The organism is Cellvibrio sp. KY-GH-1 (assembly GCF_008806975.1).
Classification (GTDB): domain Bacteria; phylum Pseudomonadota; class Gammaproteobacteria; order Pseudomonadales; family Cellvibrionaceae; genus Cellvibrio.
In genome coordinates, this window is the sequence record NZ_CP031728.1 from 2,285,939 (window position 1) to 2,311,251 (window position 25,313).

Annotated in this window: 21 protein-coding genes and 1 other RNA gene; 13 read left to right on the forward strand and 9 right to left on the reverse strand. The window is 46.9% G+C overall.

All coding sequences use genetic code 11. The annotated features are described in order from the left end of the window. Positions 1-53: 53 nt before the first annotated feature. The 4 genes from rrtA (at position 54) to D0C16_RS09905 (ending at position 4,099) form a co-directional block, all read left to right on the forward strand. A complete protein-coding gene (gene rrtA / locus D0C16_RS09890) occupies positions 54-647 on the forward strand; it encodes a rhombosortase (RefSeq protein ID WP_151032233.1) in 594 nt (197 codons plus the stop codon). Continuing rightward, positions 648-1,382, forward strand: coding sequence for a sulfate transporter CysZ (gene cysZ, locus D0C16_RS09895; protein ID WP_151032234.1), 735 nt, complete (start codon positions 648-650; stop codon positions 1,380-1,382). It begins immediately after the preceding gene. A gap of 192 nt (positions 1,383-1,574) precedes the next feature. Further along, positions 1,575-3,038, forward strand: a complete 1,464-nt coding sequence (locus D0C16_RS09900) for an MFS transporter (protein ID WP_191968682.1) — start codon at positions 1,575-1,577, stop codon at positions 3,036-3,038. 38 nt (positions 3,039-3,076) lie between these two features. Further along, entirely contained in the window at positions 3,077-4,099 is a 1,023-nt protein-coding gene (locus D0C16_RS09905; protein WP_151032235.1) for a glycoside hydrolase family 43 protein, read from the forward strand. Positions 4,100-4,199: 100 nt separating this feature from the next. Here D0C16_RS09905 and D0C16_RS09910 read toward each other — a convergent pair whose 3' ends face one another. After that, the gene (locus D0C16_RS09910; RefSeq protein ID WP_151032236.1) at positions 4,200-7,112 is read right to left on the reverse strand and encodes a hypothetical protein; all 2,913 of its coding nucleotides are present in this window, start codon (positions 7,110-7,112) and stop codon (positions 4,200-4,202) included. A 253-nt stretch (positions 7,113-7,365) separates the two neighbouring features. On the opposite strand from D0C16_RS09910, the gene ssrA reads away from it, so the two are divergent. Continuing rightward, positions 7,366-7,720: a transfer-messenger RNA gene (gene ssrA, locus D0C16_RS09915) on the forward strand. A gap of 213 nt (positions 7,721-7,933) precedes the next feature. Here ssrA and D0C16_RS09920 read toward each other — a convergent pair. Then, positions 7,934-8,320: a YbaN family protein gene (locus D0C16_RS09920; protein ID WP_151032237.1), complete on the reverse strand. Its 387-nt coding sequence runs from the start codon at positions 8,318-8,320 to the stop codon at positions 7,934-7,936. 156 nt (positions 8,321-8,476) lie between these two features. On the opposite strand from D0C16_RS09920, the gene D0C16_RS09925 reads away from it, so the two are divergent. From D0C16_RS09925 to D0C16_RS09960, 8 genes are all read left to right on the forward strand, one after another. Then, entirely contained in the window at positions 8,477-9,085 is a 609-nt protein-coding gene (locus D0C16_RS09925) for a YigZ family protein (RefSeq protein WP_151032238.1), read from the forward strand. A 102-nt stretch (positions 9,086-9,187) separates the two neighbouring features. Then, positions 9,188-10,045: a YciI family protein gene (locus tag D0C16_RS09930; protein ID WP_151032239.1), complete on the forward strand. Its 858-nt coding sequence runs from the start codon at positions 9,188-9,190 to the stop codon at positions 10,043-10,045. Positions 10,046-10,204: 159 nt separating this feature from the next. Then, positions 10,205-11,611 (forward strand): efflux RND transporter periplasmic adaptor subunit, encoded by a 1,407-nt coding sequence (locus tag D0C16_RS09935; RefSeq protein WP_151032240.1) that lies wholly within the window; start codon positions 10,205-10,207, stop codon positions 11,609-11,611. A gap of 61 nt (positions 11,612-11,672) precedes the next feature. Continuing rightward, positions 11,673-12,395, forward strand: coding sequence for an ABC transporter ATP-binding protein (locus D0C16_RS09940; protein WP_225318972.1), 723 nt, complete (start codon positions 11,673-11,675; stop codon positions 12,393-12,395). Positions 12,396-12,420: 25 nt separating this feature from the next. Beyond that, positions 12,421-13,782: an ABC transporter permease gene (locus D0C16_RS09945; RefSeq protein WP_151032241.1), complete on the forward strand. Its 1,362-nt coding sequence runs from the start codon at positions 12,421-12,423 to the stop codon at positions 13,780-13,782. A gap of 67 nt (positions 13,783-13,849) precedes the next feature. Next, on the forward strand, positions 13,850-15,058 hold the full coding sequence (locus D0C16_RS09950) for an ABC transporter permease (RefSeq protein ID WP_151032242.1): 1,209 nt from the start codon (positions 13,850-13,852) through the stop codon (positions 15,056-15,058). A 30-nt stretch (positions 15,059-15,088) separates the two neighbouring features. Continuing rightward, on the forward strand, positions 15,089-16,465 hold the full coding sequence (locus tag D0C16_RS09955; protein WP_151032243.1) for a sigma-54 dependent transcriptional regulator: 1,377 nt from the start codon (positions 15,089-15,091) through the stop codon (positions 16,463-16,465). Continuing rightward, the gene (locus D0C16_RS09960) at positions 16,462-17,862 is read left to right on the forward strand and encodes a PAS domain-containing sensor histidine kinase (RefSeq protein WP_151032244.1); all 1,401 of its coding nucleotides are present in this window, start codon (positions 16,462-16,464) and stop codon (positions 17,860-17,862) included. The genes D0C16_RS09955 and D0C16_RS09960 overlap by 4 nt, the downstream gene beginning before the upstream one ends. Positions 17,863-18,074: 212 nt before the next feature. Here the strand turns inward: D0C16_RS09960 and D0C16_RS09970 are convergent, their stop codons facing one another. The 7 genes from D0C16_RS09970 to D0C16_RS10000 all read right to left on the reverse strand — a co-directional run bounded on the left by D0C16_RS09970 (position 18,075) and on the right by D0C16_RS10000 (position 25,313). Continuing rightward, on the reverse strand, positions 18,075-18,605 hold the full coding sequence (locus tag D0C16_RS09970; RefSeq protein WP_151032245.1) for a transposase: 531 nt from the start codon (positions 18,603-18,605) through the stop codon (positions 18,075-18,077). Positions 18,606-18,903: 298 nt separating this feature from the next. Then, positions 18,904-20,550 carry a S41 family peptidase gene (locus tag D0C16_RS09975; protein ID WP_151032246.1) on the reverse strand — a complete coding sequence of 549 codons (1,647 nt, stop codon included), beginning with the start codon at positions 20,548-20,550 and terminating at the stop codon, positions 18,904-18,906. A 110-nt stretch (positions 20,551-20,660) separates the two neighbouring features. Further along, positions 20,661-22,013 (reverse strand): ATP-binding protein, encoded by a 1,353-nt coding sequence (locus D0C16_RS09980; RefSeq protein ID WP_151032247.1) that lies wholly within the window; start codon positions 22,011-22,013, stop codon positions 20,661-20,663. Between the two features lie 8 nt (positions 22,014-22,021). Continuing rightward, positions 22,022-22,720 (reverse strand): response regulator transcription factor, encoded by a 699-nt coding sequence (locus D0C16_RS09985; RefSeq protein ID WP_225318973.1) that lies wholly within the window; start codon positions 22,718-22,720, stop codon positions 22,022-22,024. Positions 22,721-22,738: 18 nt separating this feature from the next. Then, entirely contained in the window at positions 22,739-23,143 is a 405-nt protein-coding gene (locus tag D0C16_RS09990) for a DUF3019 domain-containing protein (RefSeq protein ID WP_151032248.1), read from the reverse strand. 12 nt (positions 23,144-23,155) lie between these two features. Beyond that, the gene (locus D0C16_RS09995; protein WP_151032249.1) at positions 23,156-24,031 is read right to left on the reverse strand and encodes a MipA/OmpV family protein; all 876 of its coding nucleotides are present in this window, start codon (positions 24,029-24,031) and stop codon (positions 23,156-23,158) included. 112 nt (positions 24,032-24,143) lie between these two features. Then, the gene (locus D0C16_RS10000) at positions 24,144-25,313 is read right to left on the reverse strand and encodes a low temperature requirement protein A (protein ID WP_151032250.1); all 1,170 of its coding nucleotides are present in this window, start codon (positions 25,311-25,313) and stop codon (positions 24,144-24,146) included.

A 25,313-nucleotide genomic window follows, 5' to 3' on the forward strand; every position in this document is an offset into this window, starting at 1 on the left:
GCTGGTGCAAACCATCATTATCACCACTCATTGCTTGCTTCTCTTGAAATTTGATGAAACCAATTACGTTTACACCGACCACCTATGCAAGTATTGTTTTTAGTGCAATCGCGCTGCTGCTAGCAACGGCAGAAGCAAACCTATTTAACACGCTGAGCCTGGAACCATTGCGAGTAAATGCCGGTGAATACTGGCGCATTCTTACCGCCAATTTTGTTCACTTTGGCTGGGCGCACACACTGATGAATGTCGCGGCGTTGTTGCTTTGCACTCTGGCATTGCTGAGTGAAATATCCCTGACAAAATATCTGTGTTTATTTTTGCTATGCTGCCTTTCCGTGGGGCTAGGAATTTATTGGCTTAATCCACAATACCACCCCTATGCCGGTTTATCGGGCGCCATTCACGGTTTAGTTTTCGCGGGATTAATACAAACGCGCGCTTACCCTTGGTGGATAAAAATCGGCGGACTGTTATTGGCAATGGGAAAGCTCGTGCAAGAAAATCTGCCGGGGTATGTAGCAACTGATTTGCAGCAATTAATTCCCGCTGCGGTCGCGGTAGAGTCGCACGTGTACGGCGCTATGGCCGGTGCCGCATTTGCCTTGGGCGATGAACTTATCCAATTCATGAAAAGGAAACCTTAAATGCAAGGCTCACCAAGCAAAGCTGTTAGCTATTTTCTGGAAGGTGCTCGATTCATTTCCCAACCGGGACTACGAAAATTTATTTTGATTCCATTACTGGTCAATGTACTGATATTTTTTGTAGTCACTGCTTATTTGTGGAACGCCTTTGGTGAGGCATTCAACCAAATTCTGGAATGGTCCCCTGACTGGCTTGATTGGTTCGCATGGCTGTTATGGCCGCTGGTCGCCTTTGTTTTTTTAATCGTGTATGGCTACAGCTTTAATATCATCACCAATTTTTTAGCAGCCCCCTTTTTTGGCTTGCTGGCTGAAAAAATCGAAACCCAGTTAACGGGAACTGCACCACCCGATGAACCCTGGAGCCAGTTAATCCCGCGCACACTGCAACGCGAAGCGGTAAAGCTCTGGTATTTTATTAGCCGCGGCGCCTTGGTGTTTGCTATTTTTGTGATGCTATTTTTTATCCCCGGCGCCAATTTGCTCGGCGTGCTCATGGCCGCGCTTTGGAGTTGCTGGTGCATGGCGATCCAATATTCTGATTATCCCGCCGACAATCACCAGCTCAGCTTTCGCGAACTGCGCCGCCGGCTGAACTCACAACAACTGACCAGTTTTTCCTATGGCGGTATTATCCTGCTCGGTAGCATGGTTCCCATACTCAACATCTTTGTTACGCCAATCGCAGTAGCAGGTGCAACCATTTACTGGGTGCGCGAAGTAAAACAGTTGTAGCCCCTCACCCAATCTTCGTCTCAAGGTCGCTTTGACTGGCCCGACCAAGTTATATGCACCTTGACTATAAGGATATTTTAGGCGATCCTGATGCCGACTTGTACACGAGAACTCCGTCCTGGCCATACGGGCGATTGTTTTTTGGCTGCTATGCTGATTAGACAACCCCAACACCTATAAGAAGATACAACAATGATTCAACAAAACGCGCAAAAACTCTCCGTAGTAGAGAAAGTTGGCTATAGCCTGGGTGACCTGGCGGCCAACCTGGTATTTCAAACCTTTGTTACTTTTATCGCCTATTACTATACCGACGTTTATGGGCTTGCCCCCGATAAAGCCCAGTGGGTTATCGGGACTTGTGGATTACTGGGTGGTGTAGTTTTGGCACCAATTATTGGTGCGCTGGCAGACCGTACAAGAACCCGCTGGGGTAGCTACCGCCCCTGGATCTTGTTCACGTCCGTGCCCTTTGCCGTACTGATTTTTCTCACCTTCAGCACCCCCAATCTTGGAGAAACCGGCAAGCTAATTTATGCCTTTGCCACATTACTCTTGCTGATGTCCCTTTATACGTCCAACAACCTTCCATATTCCGCCCTAAGCGGCGTACTTACTGGCAACATGGCTGAGCGCAACAGTCTTTCCGCGTACCGTTTTGTGGCGGTAATGGTTGCCCAGTTCATTATTCAGGCCTTGTTGCGCCCACTGGTATTAGTCATGGGTGACGGTAATGAAGCCGTTGGATTTGAAAAGGTGATGCAAATATTTGCGATCGCCAGCGTTATCTGTTTCGTTATTACCTTTCTCACCACCAAGGAGAGAATGCAGCCAGAAAAATCAGACAACTCAATCGGACAAGATATCAACGACCTGTTTCACAACTGGCCTTGGGCGGTGATGTTATTTTCTGTGGTGCTTTTGTTCATCACGCTGGCGCTAAAAGGCGGTGCTTACGTCTATTACTTTAAATATTACGCAGACACTCAAGCGCTGACGCAATTCTTCAATACCATTGGATTTACCCAGCTGATCACCACTATTCAGGGTATTTGGCCAAACTTCAAATGGCCAACCGAACCAGATGCCTCCGCGTTTGGATTGTTTAATGGTGCTGGCATTCTGATGATGATTGTGGGTATTGGTTTATCCAAGCCATTGGCAGACCGGTTTGGCAAACGTAATACATTCGGTGTAGGTCTTTTTATCTCCACACTCTTTATCTTGATATTTTTTGCCATCCCCAAAGATGCCATTGGCTTGATGTTTACATCGCAAATTCTACACGGCTTCACCTACGGAGTCACCATCCCTCTGTTGTGGGCAATGATTGCAGACGTCGCCGACTTTTCCGAGTGGAAAAACTTTCGTCGCGCCACTGGCATTATCTTTTCAGCCATGATCCTGGGTTTGAAAGGTGGTTTAACGATTGGATCGAGCGTATTGGTAGGTTTACTCGCCGGCTACGGCTATCAGCGTGGATTAGCCTTACAGGCCGATGAAACTATTGACGGTATCAGGCTGATCGTCAGTCTATACGCATCAATTCCATTCTTTGCGATTTGCGTGTTGATGTACTTTTACCCCATCAACAAAAAAATGGAGACTCAAATTGAGTCAGACTTAAACGAGCGCCGCAAAGCCGCTGGTAAATAATTTTTTTGAAAAGATTTTTTAAGAAGTGAGAAATATCTATGGCCGCTGAAGAAACTCTAGCCCCGGAAGTCATCGCCGATTTAAAAGCGCGTGCGATTTCCCAACCGCTGGTTGAACACATTTATACCGCTGACCCTTCAGCGCACGTATTTAATGGAAAAATTTATATTTATCCATCGCACGACATTGAGGCTGGCATTCCCTTTAATGACAACGGCGATCATTTCGGGATGGAGGACTACCACGTTATTTCTCTGGACTCCCCCACCAGTCCGGCAGTTGATAACGGTGTAGCGCTGCACGTGAAAGATGTACCCTGGGCCAAACGCCAAATGTGGGCGCCCGATGCGGCGCACAAAAATGGCAAATACTATTTATATTTCCCCGCGAAACGTGCAGACGATATTTTTCAAATCGGTGTGGCCGTAGGTGACTCACCCGTCGGTCCATTTAAAGCCGAACCAAAAGCCATCGAAGGCAGTTACACCATCGACCCCGCCGTGTTTGAAGATAACGATGGCAGTCACTACATGTACTTCGGCGGCATTTGGGGCGGTCAATTGCAGAATTATCGCAACAACCAATACGACGCAAACCGCGGTGAACCGGCAGATAATGAACCTGCGCTCGGCCCCATCGTTGCGCGCCTGAGCGATGACATGCTGCAATTTGCCGAAACACCGCGCGAAATTAAAATCCTCGATGAAAACGGCCAGCCATTACTTGCAGGTGACCATGACCGCCGCTTCTTTGAAGCCTCCTGGATGCACAAATACGACGGTAAATATTATTTCTCCTATTCCACCGGCAACACTCACTTTTTATGTTACGCCACTGGCGACAGCCCCTACGGCCCGTTCACTTACCAAGGCCGTATTCTGGAGCCAGTAATCGGTTGGACGACGCATCACTCAATCGCCGAGTACCAAGGCCAGTGGTATTTGTTCTACCACGATTCCGTACTGTCCAAAGGCATTACCCACTTACGCTCTGTGAAGATGGCACCACTCAATTACAACGCGGACGGCACCATCCAAACGATTGTTCCTTATCGTGATTAATCAACCTGATTTGTTAAGCAAGTAGTAAAATCAATACTGCAAAAAAAGCCGGCGAAATGCCGGCGAAATGCCGGCTTTTTTATTTTTACTTCTTTTGCATTCATTGCAAGGGATGCTTGATCACAATGTTGTCGATGTTAAAGCCAGCTCGCAATGTCGGTGAGACATTGGTTCCGTTAATCATCACACTTACATACTTCCAATTTGAGCGATAGGTAAAAGCAGAGAGCGGGACTGATACCTTATTCCACTCGTTAGGCTTCATATCCGCCGCTGAGAAAGTGCCAGGCAAATCCACTCTATCCCACGAGCTATCCATCAGCGCTAGCGAGAAAGTTACTTGTCCATCCGCAACCAATTCTGCGGGAGTGTAGATCTCAACCGACAAAGTCCCGGCCCCGGAACAATCGGGTAACGCAAACGGATCTAAAACCTCCATGGTTTGATAATTCATCGCACCACTGAACAAGTAGGCCCATTGATTATTCATTAAACTCCAGTCTGGTGTAGTAGTAACCCAGGGAATAACGCCTTGCGTTAAGGTCGCCAACGCCTCTGATGGAATTGACGATGTCATGCCTGTGGTTAAGACACCTACCCCACTAACACCGCCATTCCACGGTGTATCAAAGAAATTGGAATAACAGATGTAATCGCGACGTGTCGACGCATCACCTTTGACCCAACGAATATTGTCTACCTGATAGTGAGCTGACGACTGCTGCCCCCAAGTTGGCAGCAACATAAAGCCCATGGAAACACGTTTGATATCCAGACCACGCGCAATTAATTCCGCAACCGAAAACTCGTAGGTTTTCCATTCGTTCAACGCAGCTACGCGAATAAATTTCGGGGTGCTCGCACAGGGCCAGGAACAATCCAGTGTAAATTCAAGTGGCGCGTTAGCATCGCTGTTTTGAATAACCTTCAAATCAAAAACAACTTTGCCATCAGCATAATCACTCATGTCCACCGCATTGCTTTCTGATTCAGGTACGCGAATACGAACCGCACTGAAAAACGCAGGAGAGTTCAGGTAATGAATGTCCAGTACAGAACCGCGCCCCGGCTCGGATGACTCAATTACGTTAAAACGTGCACCACCGCTGGTATTGCCGTCGGTAGTTTCGTAAGCATTAGTCGAATCCGCATAATTTTGCTCATAGGCGGACACTGAACGCCAGGGCGAACAAACTCCATCAAAAAACACATCCCCCATGGTTCCGTTACAGGCCATAACACGACTTTCACTGGATGCAACACTACTGGAAACAGGAGAGTTTGAACCCAACGAACTACTGGAAAAACTTACACCAGTTGAAGAGAGGTTTACTGAGGAGGAGTTGGCCGCTGAACTGCTGTTGACTGAACGCGAAGATGATGAACGACTGGAAACTGCACCGGGTTTAGCTGGCTGCTTGATCAGAATGTTATCTACGTTAAAGCCCGCCTGCAGGCTCGGCGACACCGAGGTTGCATCTATGTTCATTGCCACGAACTTCAGATTTGTACTCATGGTTAAGGCTGACAAAGGTACTGAAATTTTGTTCCAATCATCTGCCTTCATACCCGCCATACTAAAGGTGGAATTTGGAATATCCATTACCGACCAATCGTTACGCACAAAACTTAAGGAGAAGGTCAACTTACCATCCGCAACCAGAGCTGCCGGTGTATATACCTCCAAGGATAATGTGCCCGCCCCGGAACAGCTGGATAACCGGTCTGGGTCAGTCAAGTCGCCAGTTTGGTAATTCATTTCCGTTGATATTGCATAAAGCCAACGGAAGTTCATCAAACTCCAATTAGGATTAGCTTTAACCCAAGGCAAAACACCCTGAGTCAAATTCATTAACTGATCCCAAGGTACTTCACGGTCAATCCCGATAATCGAGACGCCCGTTCCACTCACACCGCCGGCCCATGGAGTATCCAGAAAATTGGAATAGCAGATTGATTCAGGGTGTTTAGGTGCATTGCCTTTTATCCAACGTACATTATCGACTTGATAGTGTGCGCCGGCTTGCATAGCCCAGGTGGGAAGCAACATAAAACCTTGAGAAACACGTGTGATATCCAAACCGCGATCAATCATTTCCGCAACTGAAAACTCATAAGTTTTCCATTGATTCAACTGGTCAACGCGAATCAGTTTGGGCGTACTTGCACAGGGCCAGGAACAATCAAGCGAGAATTCCAAAGGCGCGTTGAAACTACCCTGGCTAATCACTTTCAAATCGAATTGAATTTTACCATTGGCAAATTCACTCATGTCGATACCTTCGGGCACTGCCTCAGGGGCGCGAATATGCACAGCACTGAAAAATTCAGGCGCATCAAGATAATGGATGTCCAGTACTTTGTTACGGCCGGAGTCTGTTGACTGCACTATGTTAAAACGTGCTCCGCTACTGGCATTACCATCAGAGGTTTCGTAGGCATTGGTGTAGTCCGCATAGTTTTGCTCATAGGCCGATACCGGGCGCCAAGGTGAGCACACCTCATCAAAAAATACATCACCCAAGCTGTTGGTGCACGCCGTCGCGGAAACACTGCTGGATGAAGAACTACTTGAGAGGGAACTGCTGGACTTGTTTTTCTTTTTGACTTTGTATTTTACGGTAACAGCCGCAGGGCTACCGGCAAACTGGACTTTACACTTTTGATCTTTACACGCTTTTATGAGCACAATCCCGGAATTATTGCCCTCTGGGACTTTAGCGGCAACTTCAGGAGCTATCTTGATCTGTGCACCGCCGTTTACCAGGGCAACAGAAGCAGACTTAACTAGCGCTGTTTGTGACTCAACCAAATAAAACACGGTTGATTTTGTATTACTCACCTGTGCGGTTATCAGTTCCGCGGCAGGTGCTGGAGCTCCCTCTTCGCTGGAAAACTCCACTTTCTTTTGGCTTAACACCAAGGATTCTTTCTTACTCTGGGCAACTGCCTGAGTGGCCAGGATTGCAAAAAAAGAACCGATAATTGCTACATTACGGCCAATCTTCCTCATTTTTATACTCCGGGATAGTTAACGTCCAAATTGATCCCGACAGATTCCCTAATACCCCAAGACTCCATCGCCCGCGCATTTTTCCACAATTTGGGTAAAATTGAGTGATTGCCGATCAAAATTTTCAATTTTTTTACCCGCTAATCGCCATCGTAAAATTAACTGATGACGCAATCCTCCCAGGCATTTACAATGCGAGTTCTCGCTGGCTTGGACACCCACTATTACCTCAGATAGTAACCGTCCAGCGACTGGGGCCGATTTGGATTCGACGCCGGTAACAAAGCCCGAGGTGCATGTCGTGATGACAGCCAATCACGTTAATCCAAAGCTGTACTTGAATAGTCGCAAACGACGATTCTTACGCTTTAGCAGCTTAATTGCTGCTAACGGTCTCTGACAAGGTGCCAGTACCGCGCTAGAGCCCGTCATACAGAACTGGATCGCCGCAAAGCCTGCCTGGTGCCGAGTGGCTAAATCTCTACAGGATCGCGCTTCACGTCCTGCCCGCTGGGCTGTGAAGGGTTAAATCAGTAAACGGACCTAAACATGTAGAGCCGAGGATGGAGTGCTGGCGGACGGGGGTTCAAATCCCCCCGGCTCCACCAAACACCCAGATAAAAAACCCGATCAGCAATGATCGGGTTTTTTATTTGCATTGATTTATTGGCGCGCCGAGGGGCCTGGATGGTTTCAATATTCATGGTGTTTATGGAGAGCATTTGGGTGAAGAAAATTAGAAGAACAAGAAGGGAACAGCAGCTTGGATAACGATTGAAAACGCGAATGTATCTGCTTGGGCTCGCAGTTTGAGCAATACATTAGTTCTCCGGCTCAGGCCGCGTAATTAAAAACGCCGCAACCGCAATAAATAACACTGCCATTACCGTTAACACTATCCCGTTCATGCCCATAAAAAACAAACCAATCCAACTCAAACTCATGGTGATGCAGGCAAGCCATTTTGCGGTGCGTGGTACGGCGCCTTTGGTATGCCAAGCCTCTAGTAACGGGCCAATTTGTGGGTGGTGACGAATCCAACGGTTTAACCTGGGTGACCCTTTAGGAGCAGCCCACGCGGCAATGAGTACAAAAACGGTTGTCGGTAAAAGGGGGAGGAATAACCCCAAAATACCTAACGCCAAAGTGACGCCAGCCAAGGTGGCATACGCCATACGGACTAATGACCAGGATTCAGCTTTTTCCATACCTACGGACTCAAGGTTAACTTCAACTACCGCCTTTTAACGCTACGAACTTAGCGCCGTACTATCGAATTTTATAGCCGCTACTCTAGACTCCTGCAACCGATTTACATGGATTCACGGATATAATCACCGCTTATCAGGTTTGATGAGCCAGTTATGTCTTACACCGTTCTCGCCGCTCCGGTTGAATCCAGTACCGAAGAAAAAAACAGCGATTTTCTTACCTTCCTTCATCCTGTTACATCACGGGACGAGGCTATCGCGTTGGTGGAGACCTATCGCCAGCAATACCCCGATGCGAACCATGTCTGTTGGGCCTACGTGATTGGCAACACCCGCCAGCCGCAGACCCAGGCCTTTAGCGATGATGGAGAACCATCCGGCACCGCCGGTAAACCCATGCTGCATGTATTAACCGAGCGCGACGTGGGTAATTCACTCGCCGTAGTAGTACGCTATTTTGGCGGGGTAAAGCTGGGGGCCGGCGGATTGGTGCGCGCCTATTCGGGAGCCGTATCCCACGCGGTGAATAACGCTGAGTTACGCGCGGTGATTCCCTGCATAGAACTTGAGATCGCCGTGGATTTTTCCAGGGAGACCAGAATTCGTCACTTGGTAAACCAATTTCCAGGCCAGATTCTGTCGGTAGACTATGGAGCAGAGGTGAACTTGCATATTAGCCTTGCAGTCGCACATTTGGCCTCTTTCAAACAATTGGTGGTGAATGAAACGGCGGGAAATGTGCGAATAACAGAAAAAATTTAACTATTTTTTATCACACTGTCTAAATCCGTCAGCCGAGTTCGACTAGGGTGTAGAACATCCCCTAAACCTGTTAGTTTCAATTCAATCGAAGGAGACAACCCAATGAAAGTCATGGTAATGGTAAAAGCATCCCCCGGTTCCGAAGCAGGCAAAATGCCCAGTGCGGAGTTGCTGACCGCTATGGGTCAGTTTAATGAAGAATTAGTCAAAGCTGGCATTATGGAATCTGGCGATGGATTGAAACCGAGCAGCCAGGGTTACCGTATTCGTTTCAGCGGCGACAAACGCGTAGTCACCACTGGCCCCTTTACTGAGACCAACGAATTAATTGCCGGCTATTGGATCTGGAATGTGAACTCCATGGAAGAAGCCATTGAATGGGCGAAAAAATGCCCTAACCCCATGGACGATGAAGATTCCGATATTGAAATTCGCACCTTTTATACCATGGAGGATTTTGCAGAAGCAGACCTGGACGGAACAGCCGCTGCACACGAAGACGCACTGCGTCAAACCATCGCGATGCAAAAAGTGGAAGTACAAAATTATTTATTTTTTTCCGGTCGCTGCGATGAAGCACTGGCATTTTATAAAGAACACTTAAGTGCAGACGTAAAATTTATAATTCGCTTTAACGAAAGCCCGGAGCCCATGCCGGAAGGGGTGTTGCAGCCCGGCTTTGAAAATAAAGTGATGCACGCCGAATTTAGTCTGGGCAATGTGCGAGTGATGGCGTCCGACGGTTGCAATGATGTCGAAAAATTCAGTGGATTCCGTATCGCTTTATCAGTTCCCACGGAAGAAGAAACGCGCCGTATTTTTAACGCACTCGCCAGTGAAGGTGGCAAGGTGGATATGCCATTAATGAAAACTTTCTGGTCACCACTTTATGGCCAGGTAACCGACAAGTTTGGCGTAGGCTGGATGGTCATGATTCCAGGCGAAGAAGCCCCGCAATAAGTACAGCACCAGTGTCCGCTGCGCGTAGCGGACACTGGTTCCGGACACATCTTTTTTCCACGCATTTACAAAAACCGCTTTAAGATTAATCACTTGCCAATTTGGCATTCATTCTGCAATCACCACTGCATCGCCATACATTTTATTAATTGGTAAACGATGCACAACGCACAACAACAAACACACTGCAAGCCACAGGCAGACCAGGACCAACAGGCCCATCGCGAACCGTCGTCTCAGGGTCTTAAAGCTGATGCCCATACAATCCGCGTGACGGGAATCCAAGGCACTGAGGCCCAGGATGTGAAACGCGCAGCTCGCTCAGCTCTGCTTACCCGGCGCAGATTGTTGATAGCGGGACTGTTGATAGCAGGACTGTTCTTATTGATTGTTTTATTGGCAGCGAGCGTCTTTATGTGGCGAGACCAACTGCAAACTGATCGGCGTGTAGCGCGCTCGGAACTTGTTATCGCCCCCGTAACACGCGGCGATATACGCCGTGAAATTTCGGCCCAGGGTAAAGTCGTGGTAGCCAATAGCCCCACCCTTTATAGCAGCGCCGATGGCATAGTGACTTATCAAGTCAACGCGGGCGACAAAGTTAAACAAGGACAATTACTGTTAAGGGTAGAAAGCCCTGCCCTCGCCAGCCGCTATCAACAAGCGAACGCCGTATTAGCGCGTTTGCACAATGAATTAAACGGGCGGGAAATCGCCGCACAAAAAAGCCAGCTGGAAGCGAAACAGGCATTACAATTTGCCGAATTAAACTTGCGCAATGCGCAGCGCGACTTTGGCCGTTACCAACTTGGATTAGCTAAAGGTTTTGTGTCACAACAGGAGTTTGATCGCGCCGAGGAAAATTTACATATTGCCGAATTAAAAGCACAGCAGGCCCCGGAACAACTAACCCTGATTACACAAGTCAGCAATACTGAAATACAAAATGCCGCCAAACAAATTGAAGAGCAGCAAGCTGTTGTCAGTGAACTCGCGCGCGAGGTAAACGCACTGGAGGTAAAATCTCCGGTAGATGCCATAGTGGGCAATCTGTCGTTAAATCAAAAAAGTGCTGTCGTCATGCATCAGGCATTAATTACCGTCATTGACCTCGCTCATTACGAAGTGGAAATAGAAGTACCGGAAAACTATGTTGCCGAGTTGGTGCCAGAAATGACGGCCGAAATAAAACTCGATAACACATTGTATGCGGGTGCTATTACTGCAATCGCACCCGAGGTTAATGCCGGCCAGGTGAAAGTACGCCTGCATTTTACCGGCACAGAACCGCAGCAGTTGCGCCAAAACCAGCGCATTACTGCGATTATTCTGCTGGAAGTTCGCACTCAGGTATTAAAACTTCCACGCGGCCTGTACGCCGAATTGGATAATGGCAAAAGCGTATTTAAAGTGATCGGTAACAAAGCACTTAAAACACCCGTGAGCTACGGTGTATGGGGGTTAAACGATATTGAAATTACTAACGGCCTGGCACTGGGGGAAGAAATCATCGTTTCCGATACCTCGGGCTTTCGCGATGCGCAATCACTGTATTTACGGCAATAAACGCGCGCATACAACTGCATAAACATCCAATAGCAATCACACCAACATCACGAGCAGGACTATGAATCAAGCGCAGATCACGCACAATACGCAAGCAGCAAAAGCGCTGTTTGCCATGCACAATATCAGCAAGGTATATAGCACCGAACTCATTGAAACCCATGCGCTGCGCGATTTTAGTTTGCAGGTTAATGAAGGCGAATTTGTCGCAATTACCGGCCCCTCCGGCTCCGGTAAAACTACTTTCCTGAATATTGCCGGTTTGTTGGAAACCTACACCGCCGGCGATTATTTTCTGGATGGAATTAACACGCGCGATTTAAACGATAACCAGCTATCCCACTTGCGCAATACCAAAATCGGCTTCGTATTTCAGGGCTTCAATTTAATTCCCGATTTAAATGCCTATGACAATATCGAAGTGCCGCTGCGCTATCGCAATATGCCCCGCAGCGAACGCAAAGAGCGTGTACGGCAAGCGCTGGCGCGAGTGGGTTTGGAGTCGCGCGCAAAACATTTCCCGGCGCAATTATCGGGCGGGCAACAACAACGCATTGCCGTCGCACGCGCAATTGCAGGATCGCCCGCATTTATTCTCGCGGACGAGCCCACTGGCAACCTGGATACCTTAATGGCAAGACAAGTGATGGAACTGCTGGAAGATATAAATGACCAGGGCACTACCATCATCATGGTGACTCACGATCAGGATCTGGCGCGCCGTACCCAGCGCCATATTCAAATTGTGGATGGCCAGGTCACCGAAGTGTTTAAACACAGTTAAGGACTAGCTCATTAAAGGAACAATTATGTTTTGGTATCCACTGCAATTAGCCCTGCGTTCAATTCGCAAGGCGCCGATACTCAGTAGCGTCATGGTATTCGTACTGGCGACGGGTGTTGCGATAACCACTATTAGCTACACCCACTATTACCATTTAAAAAAGAATCCGCTCGCCCACAAAGATGAGAATTTATTTTTACTACAAACGGATTCCTGGGATGCAAAACACCAATACGAAAATACGCCTAACAAGTTACCACCGTTGCATAGCTATCGTGATTCCATGGGGTTGCTAGCCAGCAATATACCCCTGCGCAAAACCGCGATTACCAATTGGGGCGGATCTATTCACAATCCGGACTTGCAACAAAAAGCGCTGTTTGTGCGCGGCCATATAACCACGCACGACTTCTTCAGTATGTTTGAGCATGAATTTATCTACGGGGCGCCCTGGAACGCGACCGCCGATGATCACTTTCAAAATGTCATCGTGATCAGTGACGATGTGAATCAACAATTATTTGGTGGTAAAAACAGTGTTGGTAAGTCAGTCGTTTACGAGAGCGCCCACTATCAAATTGTGGGAGTAGTAAAAAAGAAACTCCGCACTAATCCCACTTATGAAATTGCACTCTATCGCTGGCCCCAGCCAGACGCGCAATTTTACTTTCCCATTTCAATATTAAAGGCCACAGAACTAGGGGCATGGATACGCTACGAATGCCCGGAAGACACGCGCGATTACGGGTCCCATTGGTATCAGCCACGCTTGATTAATAGCTGCACCTGGATAAGTTTGTGGTTTGAATTTGCGGACGATCCGCAAAAAACACAATTTGAAGAATTTGTACGCAGCTATATTCAAGAACAAAAAAAGTCGGGCAACTATCCACGACCTTTGCGCTTCGCATTAACCAGCATTGGCGACTATATGCACCTGAACCAGGCTGCCTACGATGAAGACAACACCACTATTTACCTAGGGGCTTTTACCTTGCTGGTGTGCACATTAAATTTTGTGGCATTGCTGTTAGCCAAATTTATGCGTGCATTACCGGAGTCAGGTGTGCGCCGCGCGCTAGGGGCAAACCGCCAGGCAATATTTATGCAGCACTTGCTGGAAAGTACCACCCTGGGTGCGGCAGCAGGAGCACTGGGCGTAGTCATGACTATCGCTGGTTTGTGGTACGTGAAGCTCGCGTGGAAATCAGCACCGCCACCGGCCAATGGGCTATTGGGGCCAGACAATGTTGCACTCATGGAACCAGACCTGACCATCCTGGCGAGTTGTATCGCAACAGCGCTGCTCGCCAGTCTTTGTGCGGGACTCTATCCCGCCTGGCAAGCCTGCCGGGTTGCTGCCGCGAACTATTTGAAAATTCAATGACGCCGCTACAAATTCAATTTCAGGTTTATGAGAACCCAATTATCTCGATTAAAAATACGGAAATCCTATGCTTGCTCTACCGCCGATTATAAAACCGCTGTTGCGTAAAAAGCTGATGCTGGTGTTACTGACGTTGCAGATTGCGTTAATCACTATGTTAGTGAGCAATATGGCGCACGTGCTCAATGAAATAAATAAATTTTATCAAGCGCCTACTGGTATCGATGATCCATATCTTGTCTGTTTCACCTTGCGCATTCCACCAGAACTGAAGGGAATCATGCTGGCAGATGGCTTACGCGACCTGGAAAAAATCAAAGTAATTCCGGGAGTCGTTGATGTGGCTAGCCTGGACGCCATTCCCTTTGACGAACGCTTTAATCTGAAAACCGGCAGTTTTACCACCACACCAGAGAACGACCTGCAACAAATAAGCTTTGTGCGTAGCAATGTTTCACCCAATGCACTGACAACAATGGGCCTTACCTTAGTAGCCGGGCGGCAATTTAAAAACACCGATATGGCATTTACGTATAAAACGGAGCCGCACGTCATCATTGTTACCCAGACTATGGCCAAAGCGCTCGTTGGTGAAAATAATAATGCTATTGGCAAGGTGGTTTATGAAAAAGGCAAGCCATATGAAATCATTGGGGTAACCTCTGATTGGCGCGGTTTTTATCCGCAAATGTACCGCTCGGAATCCACCGTATTTTTTCCCGAATACAACGAAATGAATAAGGAATTTCGCTATCTGGTTCGCACCAGAACGCCGGAAATACGCGCACTGGTTATTCAAACTGTTGAGCAATATATCGCTGCACAGTATCCGCAAGGACTGATTTTTTATGCTGACAAGTTGGATCACATCGTTGAAAAATACAAAAATCACAGCACCATCAATTTGCTGGTAATGATCACACTGGTATTAAGCATTGCGTCGATTATTGCTATTGCGGGGCAGGCTTATTTTTCTGTGCATCAGCGACGCAAACAGCTCGGCATTTTGCGCGCACTGGGGGCAACCCGCGGCAAGCTCATTGCCCAAATATTATTGGAAAATGCAGTCATTTTATTGTTTGGGTTGGAATTAGGCGTAGCGCTGGCATTTTCCCTCAGCCAGTTGATCTACCAAACGTCCGACATAGCAGCCATATCGCCTTGGTTCCTATTCGCGACCGCGCTGGTTATTTTCATTATTAGTCTGGTGAGCGCTGCCGTACCCGCCTGGCAGGCGGGAAAAATTTCGCCCAGTCTGGCAACACGTACTTTATAATGTGATTAAAATAATTTATTCAAAGCACTTATGACTAGCATTTTAATACTTGATGACAACCCGGCAGTGCTCACATCGCTGCAGATATTATTTTCGTTAAATGGCTTTCCCTGCATAACCAGCGAATACCCGTCGCATGCGCTAGAGCTTATTAAGCAAGGCGCGGCGTCGCTGGTTATTGCGGATATGAATTTCCAGCGCGAGACCACCAGCGGTGAAGAAGGCAAACGCTTTTTTTATGCAGCGCGCGCCATCAACCCCGACTTGCCCATTATTTTGTTAACCGGCTGGGCGGACCTGACTAGCGCCGTGGAGCTGGTAAAAGCAGGCGCCGCAGATTACTTGGCAAAGCCATGGGACGACCAAAAATTATTACTGAGTGTTAACAATTTGTTGGAATTAACCGAGGTGGCACACCAGCAGCGCGAACAGGCCAGTGAACGGCAACAACTGCGCAGCGCTCTGGAAAATAAATTTGACCTGGCCGGCGTTATTTACCAATCAGACAGCATCTACCGCTTACTCACCACTGCCGTACAGGTTGCCAAAGCTGATGTACCCATTCTCATCACTGGCCCCAATGGCTCCGGCAAAGAAAAAATTGCCGAAATTATCCAACGCAATTCATCCATTAAAAACGGACCATTCATTCGCTTAAATGCCGGTGCCATGCCGCTGGATTTAATGGAAGCAGAAATGTTTGGCGCTGAAGCCGGCGCCTACACCGGCATCAAACAGACCCGCGTCGGTCATTTTGAACAGGCTCATGGCGGTACATTATTTCTGGATGAAATTGGCAACCTGTCTCTAAGCGGGCAAATGAAATTATTGCGCCTGCTGCAAACCGGAGAATTCCAGCGATTGGGATCAACTCAGGTACGCCACGCCCGCGTGCGGATTATCACCGCGACCAACAGCGATTTACCGGCCGCCATCGCGCGCGGCGAATTTCGCGAAGATTTATATTACCGCTTGAACGTTATTGAATTGCACACGCCGGCTTTAGCGGAACGCAAAGAAGACATTCTTCCACTCGCACGCCATTTTTTAAAAGGGCGACCGATTACACCGGAAGCCTTGCGCGCATTGGAAGCACACGATTGGCCAGGCAATGTGCGCGAATTACAAAACACGATTCAGCGCGCCTGCCTGCTCGCCAGCGCTCACAATATTGAAACGAGCGATTTGCAGTTGCCGATCCAGAAAATAAAAAATCGCCCACTCTATGAACCCAGTGAAGCGCAATTACGCCAGTGTTTAACCCAGGCTGGTAGCCTCGCCGAAGCAGCGCGATTACTCGGTTTGAGTCGACAAGCGCTCTACCGTCGTATGGAAAAATATGCTCTCAATTCGGAGGATTATTTTTCCAATGATAAGACCGGCACCAATTCGGTAGACACCGCATGAACCATTCATTACGTTTGCTGGCACTCATTCTAGGCAACTGCCTGGCACTAGGCTGTGGTCTGTTGGTTTACCGCACCATCAACCAACCCGGCACTGCAATAGCCGGTGGCTTTTTGGCGATGGTGATTGTTACATGGTTGACCTATCGCCTGTTTGGCAAACCACTGGATAGGTTTTTGCACACATTGGAATCCGCCTTATTGCATGTAAAAGACGGCGAACTTTCTCTGCAATTACCGACACAGAAAAATTCACAGTTCAATCAGCTGGGGCAATTATTTAACCAGGTCATTGCCGGTCTGCGCGCCAAACAAACGCATTTGTTGCAGCGCGATCTGATGCTGAATCGTGTGTTTGAAACGGTTTCTTCCGCCCTGGTATTAACCGATACCCGCCAAAAGATTGTGCTATGCAACCCCACAGCGCGACAGCTGTTAAATCATGGCAAACCTGTGCGCGGACTTTCCTTGTATGATCTGGTTGCCAACATGCCGGTATCGCTGCAGGAAGCCATTACTCACCAGCAAAACCTCATGTTTACGTTGGATAAATCACTCACCCTACCCGAGGGACACACTCAATCAGCAAGCATGCTTGAGTCCACCGGTGAAACCGAAAGTTGGTATTTATTCTGTGAAAAATTTCAATTGCACGGCTATGAGCATTGTCTCTATCACTTTCAACCCTTAACGCGCGCGCTGGCACGCACTGAAGTAGATACCTGGAAAAAAGTTATTCGGGTATTTAGCCATGAACTGAATAATTCACTCGCCCCGGTTTGCTCACTCGCCCATTCCGGTTTGAAGCTTGTTGACGACACTGCCCTACCCGCGCACCAACAAGAACTGTTAACGAAAATACTTGCTACAGTGCAAGAGCGCGCAGAGCATTTACGCGATTTCTTAAGCGACTACGCCCAGTTTTCCCGGTTGCCAACCCCGGTGCGCGAGCCGATCAACTGGATCGCTTTTTTACGCAACTTGCAAGGCTTAATGTATTTTGAGTGGGACAATAGCTGTCACTATCGGTCAGCATTTGCCGACCCGGCACAAATCTCACAAGTGCTCATTAATTTGATAAAAAATGCGCGCGAAGCTGGTGCGAGTGAAAAGGGAATTTTTCTGGCCATAAAAGAACAAGGTGACTGGGATGTAATCACCCTGGGTGACGACGGCAGCGGTATGAGCGAAGAGCAATTGAAACAAGCAATGCTGCCCTTCTATTCAACCAAACGCGATGGCACCGGCCTGGGTTTGGCGCTCTGTCGCGAAATTATTGAAGCGCATAATGGCCGGATTCATTTTTCCAACCGACCGGAACGCGGGTTAAATGTTTCCATTTGGCTACCACGCTCAGCAATCACTCAACACACCACGCAAACGATTGATAAGCGCTAATCCCCACCGTCGCTAACAATTAGTCTTCCGGGATACCACAACAATAAAACGCGGCGAAAAAATAAAAATCATCGCCAACCCCGATTGCATTTCTGCCTCCATGCCCGGTGAGGCATTGGAGAAAGGAAGTGAAGGCTGGGGTGGTGACGAGCACGTTTTAATCGCCATAAAACATATGTAGGTACGATTAGCGCAGCGTAATCGTACGCATGTTATTCACCAGCTTCTATCTTCATGCTGTTATCCCCACACCAGTTTGCGGGATAAATTCCTGCTTTTACATATTTATAAAATGTTGAGTAAGGCCAGTCAACAACACGATTGACCAGTTTGTGCTTTACAGGATTGCGATGTATGTAATCGAAATGTTGCTTGACATCAAATTCTTCGCGTCTCCAGTGCTCCCAGTAATGCCTTTGCCAAATACCGCGTTCGCCATTTTTAATTCGTATTGATGATCGATATTCTTGTTGGGGAATGGCTTTGGAAAAATAGGTTTTGATCAATCGCCAACGCGTAGCGTAGTCAGTATCACCATCTGGAAGTCGCCAGAGGCAATGCATGTGATCAGGTAAAACCGTCCAAGCGACAATCTCAAACGGACGGGCGCGGTTAACCCTCTTAATGCAAGCCTTTAGGATTTTAATTTCCTCTATCAGCAAATTGTTGTTATGGCGCTGCAGTAAGTTGACGGTAAAAAACCAGGTGGAACCAGGTATTTGTAAGCGGCAATAATTGGGCATTTCCTTGCCTCCTGAAATTTTGGCGATTGATTTTTCATGCGTACGATTACGCTGAGTTAATCGTACCTACGTGTTATTTGTTGCAATTTACACTAGCAACAGCAAACTGCCATTCTCATGCCCCCCCAAATTGCTTGTTAAAAATATAGAGCAACCCGGCATGCAGAATGTAGCCATACGTTATTTTAATTCCACACTGCCACTGGATTCGCAAATTAATTTAAGCTGCCTCACAGCACCTGATTGACAGAATAATTTTATAAAGGCACTGGCTGTGAGGGCGTATCTACACCTTAAATTAGCGGGTTCCCTTAATCCAATTGATGGCAGAGTCTATTCCGGCATCATAACTATTTTGGCGCTCTTGCAGTGGTGCAAATGGCACAGCAATGTTGGGAGGAATACCCATGCCCTCATAATTATTTCCGTGAACATCCAGATAGGTTTCGTTGCTTACACCAAACAGGATATCACTGGTAAGACGCTTAACGAGGATATCGGAAAACTCACCGGCTGTTGGCTCTCCGATAATCGTAACCTGAGGTAAGGACGCCATAGCGATAGTAAACAACTCTGCCGCACTCGCGGTATCACCACTCGTTAGCACTACTGTGGGTTTTAAATAAATATTTTCCTTGTGCGGGTCCAGCACTACATTTTTCACCGGTGTTGCCCAAGCGCCGCGCCCTGCAGATTTAGAGTAGACCACTTGTGACTGGCCCATAAAATGACGGACAAAATTGAGTGCAACCTGATCTTGGCCACCACCATTAAAGCGAACATCAACGATAAGGCCATCGGTGTCCTCCAGATCCACCAAGGCTTCATTGATAGCGGCTTCTGCTATAGCAACATCAGCTGCAATGTCAGAAACAAGCGTTGACTTTCCCGAAGTGTAATCCGCCATTGAACCGACAAATAAATACCCTATATTATTGCTTGTTTTAAACCACGCAATTTCACCCGCTGCCTTCACTTTAATATCAGCATTTTGGTCCGCATAATCAAAAATAATACCTATAATTTTACCAAAATTTTCAACAATATAATTTTCGGCCGCTACAGCTTGTGCGCTGGCCAATTCACCATCAAACCCAAACATTTGCCTATATTCATTTAATAGTTTTTCATACAGGGTCAATTGTGTAGACGCACTAAAAGTCGGTATATCTTCATTTTCCAGGGCCACCGTTATACTTTTATCCAAATCCGGACTCAGTGGTGCTCTGATTATCACTGCGTGCCCGTCACCTAAAGGGGAGACAAGGGTGCTGAGAAATTCAAATAATTCTTCTTCGTCATTAATATTTCCGACGGATTCTGCAGCCTCTTGATAAACATCATCCCAACGCACATTTCTTAGTTCAAAATTAATGTACAACTCATTAAATGTTTGCCAGAAAATTTCAAAGTCTTTTTTAGCATCAAAGGTATAACCAGTATTTGATTTTAATATTTGTAGATTTTTTTCGCATACCACTGGAAGCGATTGTACTTTTTCATATTCAACGCCAGGCGGATAGTATCCTTTATTTTCAACCAGCACCTCTTTCACAGTATTTGAATAGGTGTAACTTTGTTTGAGCTTATCAAGGGATAAGCCAGAAACTACTTTCTGTAGGATGCAGTAATTTTTGGTGGTACTGTAGGTTTTAACCGTATAAACCGCTCCCACCTCAACCACCGACGCAATATAACCGTATGCAGGCGCATACCAATGCCCTACATACGGAGAACTTGATGATGAAGAGCTTGATACTGATGAGGACACACTAGATGAAGCAGAACTAGGCACTGATGAGTTGGCAGCAGAGGAACTTGGCCCAGATGAGCTTGATCTTGATTTATCGTTATCACCGGAGCAACCCGTTAACAATAGCAAACAAAGCCAGCCTATCGCTGTTGCAGATTGTATGGTAATAATTTTCTTTGCAGCAATAAACATTTTTGATATCCCTTTAATTGTTCGGAAGGGATAACATAAATTGTTAGGCAATTTAAAGCTGTACCAGGTTTTATCAATTTGTAGCTACAAATACAGCTATTAAATGCAGGCTATTTATTTAGTGGCTCACGAAAAATAACTGAAAATTTTGCTCCCCCCAATGTTTCTGAGGTTGCAATTTCGATCTGCGCATTGTGCAAATCCGCAATGCGTTTAACAAGAGCCATGCCAAGACCATGGCCTTTTGGTGGCAACCTCCGCACACCTGCAATTTTATTTTCCTCGCCGCGGATAAACGGCTTAAAGATATCTTGCTTGAATTGCTCAGCTATGCCAGGACCATTATCCTCAACCGAGAATTGTATTTTTCCCTCCTTCCGTTGCAAGCTGATTAATATCTTTCCTTGACCGTATTTAATCGCGTTGGACAGCAAATTTTCCAACAGCAAGCTCAGATAAAATGCATCGCCATTTACGCTGTAAAAATTATCATCAATACCAATGCTGATTATAGGTTGCGCGGGTTCCGAGTCATGCTCACCAGGGTTACCCTGAATCGGGGATGCAGCAAGGTGAGTGCAGAGCGAATGCAGGTCAACCTCATTTTTAGGTAGTTGTGCGATATTTTTATCCAATCGCGCATATCTCAATAAGGTTTCAATGAGATCAGTCATTTCAACAATTACTTTATCAAGGCGGTCCTGATAAATAAGACGCTTTTCCGCATCATCCTCTTCCCGCAATGCATCCAGGCCAAATTGCAACTTGGCCAACGGCGCGCGCATTTCATGAGAAATAGCGGAACTTAACAAGCTAATATCCGATACCAGCTCCTCAATCCGCAGCGCCATGCGATTAAATTCAAGTTCGATATCTTTTATATAAGAAACGACACTTGGGGTAATTCGTGCACTCAAGTCACCCTCTCCCAGCTTTTTTGCAGATAACCGTAAGGTTTGTAAGCGGCGAACCAGTGGAAATAGCCACACAAATACAATCAGTATCAGCAACGCATAAAAGACGACAGTAAATAGGATAGGCAGCCAGCCGGAGGGTTTATTATGACTAATCAATGGAGCGCGCAGAACATAATAGTTATTGTTGCCAGCAGGAAAATAATAATTACTGCTTGTTGCAGAAGATAAAGTGATATCACCCCTTTCCTCCAACACCCGAAACAGCTCTTCAGGCATTCCAATGTCGTCCCGACTGATTAACTCCAGCGTAAGAAAGGTGTTGTCAGCTTGCCAGGCTTGCAGAAAACTTTCCTTATTTTCAAACCTGCGCAAAACACCAGAAAGCTGTGAGCCTACAACTTGCAATTGCGATTCTGTTAATCCCTTACCAGCCTGCTCACTTGGGTATAGCCCGGCATAGAGTTTATCCAATAACAGACCTGCGCCAACGGAAGCAACTACAACAGTGATCAACAGGGAAAGCGTAAGTGTACGTAGAGTCAGCATAGAAGCGTTTACCAGGCGTCTTTCACAAAGAGATAACCTTTTCCCCAAATTGTTTTTATGCGATAGGGTTCATCACCAGGGTCATTCAGTTTTTTTCTTACCCGCGAAATGCGCAAATCGATTGATCTATCTATGCCGTCAAATTCATAGCCCCTTAACTCTTTGAGCAGGGTATCGCGTGTAACAATTTCACCGGCATGCGCCGCTAAAACCCACAACACTTCAAATTCTTTTGACGTAAGCCTGGCATCAACACCAGCCAAAAATACTGATTGTGAGTGAGGATCAATAACCAGACTATTAAACCTCAGCGTTTGGGAGGATTCGTTTACTACTTTTTTGTCGAGTAATTTTTGAATTCGTGCCAGCAATGCCCTAGCCCTGATGGGTTTTATCAGGTAATCATCTGCCCCGGCCTCTAGCCCCAATACTTCATCGATCTCCTCATCCCTGGCGGTTATCATAATGATGGCGCCGCCATAAAATGACCTTGCTATTTTACAGACTTTAAAACCATCAAGGCCCGGCAATGCACCATCCAGTAAAACCACATCCGGTTGGATATCAGCAATCAATTTAACAGCATCTGCGCCATTCTCAGTGCAAGAACAATGAAAACCTTTCCCGGTAAGATATTCAGAAATCCACTGTTGCAGCTCGGTATCATCTTCCACAATGAGGATTGATTTTGGCGATTGATTCATCATTTTTATTTTTTACGCTAGTTAAAAAAGCCGCCAGGTGTGTTCAGGCCTGCTCGATTTTTTATAAACCCAGGATAAATTTAATGTTTCCCTGACCAATACTTCAGAGCTGTTTTCCGGGCTTAAGTAATATTGAACTGGCTCGCTCATAATCAGGCTTTCTGAAAACTGCCCCTCACTAACACCAGTCCAGCATTCCAGTTTAGTTTGACCCGGTGTGCGATATAGGCACACAGCAGCGGTGTCTTTCGAACTCCACTTAACCTTGACACTCGCATAACACTTATCGCCTTCTTTAAATACAACGCATTCTTTTGGTTTAAGTGATAACTCCATTGATTCATTGGGATCCTGCCCAACCACCATGGTGGATTGCAAAACAGACAAAAGGGAAGCAATAGAGATAAACTGATATTTATTTTTCATGTCAGTTCACCCTTAGAACACATAATTCAAAAGGATGCCGAACTCACGCTCGCGTTCAGGACGACCTTCCCATTTACGCGCAAGTTCTATCAGCGGGCTATCCAATGCAGCATCAGAATACTGGGTATGTCTGGAATAGATCTGGAATAGTATGTTTTTGCTGACGGGGTAGCTCAAATCAATGTGGGCCGTGTAATCAGTCCCTGACGAGGGTTCATAGGCCCGGAATATTTTATCAGCTTCATCTTCTGTCACTCCATAATGGTGATCTAACAAACCGCTGGATTTATATACGGCCCCAAGCAAACCATTCAGGCTCCAGTTCCTAATTTGCCAACGGTGGCCGACCCACAACGAAGCATAGTCCACCGCGCTATCTGATCGAAAATCCTCATGGAAATAGGGCAATGCAACCATCTGCACAATGGAATTACCCCAGGAGCCCTGCGCCCTGAACCCAAAACCTCTGGTAGGCTCACCTGATATCTGCTTTGCCTGGCCATCAACGTAGTAATTGGACTCGGTGCGACCGGTGGCTGCTGCCGCTATAACATCCAGATTCCAATGCTCAGTACTGTAAAAATTGTAACCTGCAGCAGGAAGATTTTTATCGCGGGCCGGATCGTTGGCCAGCTCTACAAAAAAGCCCTTCCATTGATAGCGGCCATCAATTACCAATTTCAAACCATCAACTTGTTCTTCAATATATATGGGCGATTCAATGTTCAGATAGCCAAGCCCAATGGAAAGGCTGTAACCGTCACGGCTATTTTTGTCAGATTTTTGTTGATCTTTCGGCTGAGATTCATCGGCAAGGCAGTAACCGTTACAAGAGACCAAGATTGCTGCTGATAAGAATTGACTTATTATATTGTGCAAATAATTCATATTGGCTCCTGCCAAATTTCGTTTTCGTTTGGCAGAGTTTACGGAGCCTTAGATCGAAACTGTTAACCAAATACGGTCAAATTGTACCAAAGTGTATCTGGTATTCGCTGGTTCATTTTACCTCCGCCTTGAGTGAACAATTTTCCCAAGCGGCCACCACAATTAAAATGGTGGTGGTTGCAGCACTCATTGCCAAAGCCGACCAATGCAGTACTAATGCCATTGGAACCAGCCCAATTAATGCGAATAAACCAACAAGGTGCGATAAGGGTGGTGCGCGGCGGTCATTGGTTACCCATTTAAATAGAGCGCAGCCAATTAAATACAGCGCCGGACCACCGATAACGGCAAATAATCCAGCGATAGATGCATGACCCGGATGCACGAGCACCAACTCATCGGCAACGGCGCAGACAATAATGCCGGCGATAATCGGTGCGTGCAGATAGGTATAGGCAAGGCGAGCCTGACCGCCGGGATCTTGCGAATGCAAAATGCGATGGTGCGCGCGCTCCACTCCACTATCGAAATAAATCCACCAGAGTGCGATTGAGCCTAACACTGCTACCAGAAACGCAGCAATTACTGTGAAATCCCAGTGTTGATCGGCAAAGGTGGCACCCGTCACCAACAGCGATTCACCCAGCGCAATTATCACAAATAAAGCACAGCGCTCGGCCATATGGTTGCCTTCTACATCCCAATCGGTAGTACTGGAACGACCCATACCCGGCACCCAGAACAGTAAGGCCGGCGAAATAAATTCGATAAAAAACGCAATACACCACAAGATAAAACGCCGCTCGCCTTCAGCAAGGCCACCGGCGATCCAGAAAATAGCCGATGCACACAACCAGATAAAAATGCGCTGGAAACTGCGCACAAAATGCGGTGCGCTATGGCGAATGGCGTAAAGAAAAAATGCGGTGCGCCCCACTTGCATAAATACATAAGCAAACGCAAAAAATAATCCGCGCTCGCCGAACGCATCGGGAATGGAAACCGACATGATCAAACCGCCCAACATGAGCGCAAATAAACAGATACGCACCGGAAAGCGATCCGGGTCCAACCAGTTGGTAACCCAGGAGGTGTAAATCCACACCCACCAAACCGCAAGCAATAACAAACCGTGTTTGATGGCACCATCGAGCGTTAAATTAGCGAGCAATGAATGGGAGATTTGGGTAATGGCAAATACAAATACCAGATCAAAAAATAATTCAACCATGGTCACTTTACCGGCCTGACTACCGGCGCGATTTCTTAATAACGACAACAT

Excerpts from the sequence above, each read along its gene's own strand:
- rrtA (WP_151032233.1), top strand. The coding sequence starts at position 54 with ATGAAACCAATTACGTTTACACCGACCACCTATGCAAGTATTGTTTTT.
- cysZ (WP_151032234.1), top strand. The coding sequence starts at position 648 with ATGCAAGGCTCACCAAGCAAAGCTGTTAGCTATTTTCTGGAAGGTGCT.
- D0C16_RS09900 (WP_191968682.1), top strand. The coding sequence starts at position 1,575 with ATGATTCAACAAAACGCGCAAAAACTCTCCGTAGTAGAGAAAGTTGGC.
- D0C16_RS09905 (WP_151032235.1), top strand. The coding sequence starts at position 3,077 with ATGGCCGCTGAAGAAACTCTAGCCCCGGAAGTCATCGCCGATTTAAAA.
- D0C16_RS09910 (WP_151032236.1), bottom strand. The coding sequence starts at position 7,112 with ATGAGGAAGATTGGCCGTAATGTAGCAATTATCGGTTCTTTTTTTGCA.
- D0C16_RS09920 (WP_151032237.1), bottom strand. The coding sequence starts at position 8,320 with ATGGAAAAAGCTGAATCCTGGTCATTAGTCCGTATGGCGTATGCCACC.
- D0C16_RS09925 (WP_151032238.1), top strand. The coding sequence starts at position 8,477 with ATGTCTTACACCGTTCTCGCCGCTCCGGTTGAATCCAGTACCGAAGAA.
- D0C16_RS09930 (WP_151032239.1), top strand. The coding sequence starts at position 9,188 with ATGAAAGTCATGGTAATGGTAAAAGCATCCCCCGGTTCCGAAGCAGGC.
- D0C16_RS09935 (WP_151032240.1), top strand. The coding sequence starts at position 10,205 with ATGCACAACGCACAACAACAAACACACTGCAAGCCACAGGCAGACCAG.
- D0C16_RS09940 (WP_225318972.1), top strand. The coding sequence starts at position 11,673 with ATGAATCAAGCGCAGATCACGCACAATACGCAAGCAGCAAAAGCGCTG.
- D0C16_RS09945 (WP_151032241.1), top strand. The coding sequence starts at position 12,421 with ATGTTTTGGTATCCACTGCAATTAGCCCTGCGTTCAATTCGCAAGGCG.
- D0C16_RS09950 (WP_151032242.1), top strand. The coding sequence starts at position 13,850 with ATGCTTGCTCTACCGCCGATTATAAAACCGCTGTTGCGTAAAAAGCTG.
- D0C16_RS09955 (WP_151032243.1), top strand. The coding sequence starts at position 15,089 with ATGACTAGCATTTTAATACTTGATGACAACCCGGCAGTGCTCACATCG.
- D0C16_RS09960 (WP_151032244.1), top strand. The coding sequence starts at position 16,462 with ATGAACCATTCATTACGTTTGCTGGCACTCATTCTAGGCAACTGCCTG.
- D0C16_RS09970 (WP_151032245.1), bottom strand. The coding sequence starts at position 18,605 with ATGCCCAATTATTGCCGCTTACAAATACCTGGTTCCACCTGGTTTTTT.
- D0C16_RS09975 (WP_151032246.1), bottom strand. The coding sequence starts at position 20,550 with ATGTTTATTGCTGCAAAGAAAATTATTACCATACAATCTGCAACAGCG.
- D0C16_RS09980 (WP_151032247.1), bottom strand. The coding sequence starts at position 22,013 with ATGCTGACTCTACGTACACTTACGCTTTCCCTGTTGATCACTGTTGTA.
- D0C16_RS09985 (WP_225318973.1), bottom strand. The coding sequence starts at position 22,720 with ATGATGAATCAATCGCCAAAATCAATCCTCATTGTGGAAGATGATACC.
- D0C16_RS09990 (WP_151032248.1), bottom strand. The coding sequence starts at position 23,143 with ATGAAAAATAAATATCAGTTTATCTCTATTGCTTCCCTTTTGTCTGTT.
- D0C16_RS09995 (WP_151032249.1), bottom strand. The coding sequence starts at position 24,031 with ATGAATTATTTGCACAATATAATAAGTCAATTCTTATCAGCAGCAATC.
- D0C16_RS10000 (WP_151032250.1), bottom strand. The coding sequence starts at position 25,313 with ATGTTGTCGTTATTAAGAAATCGCGCCGGTAGTCAGGCCGGTAAAGTG.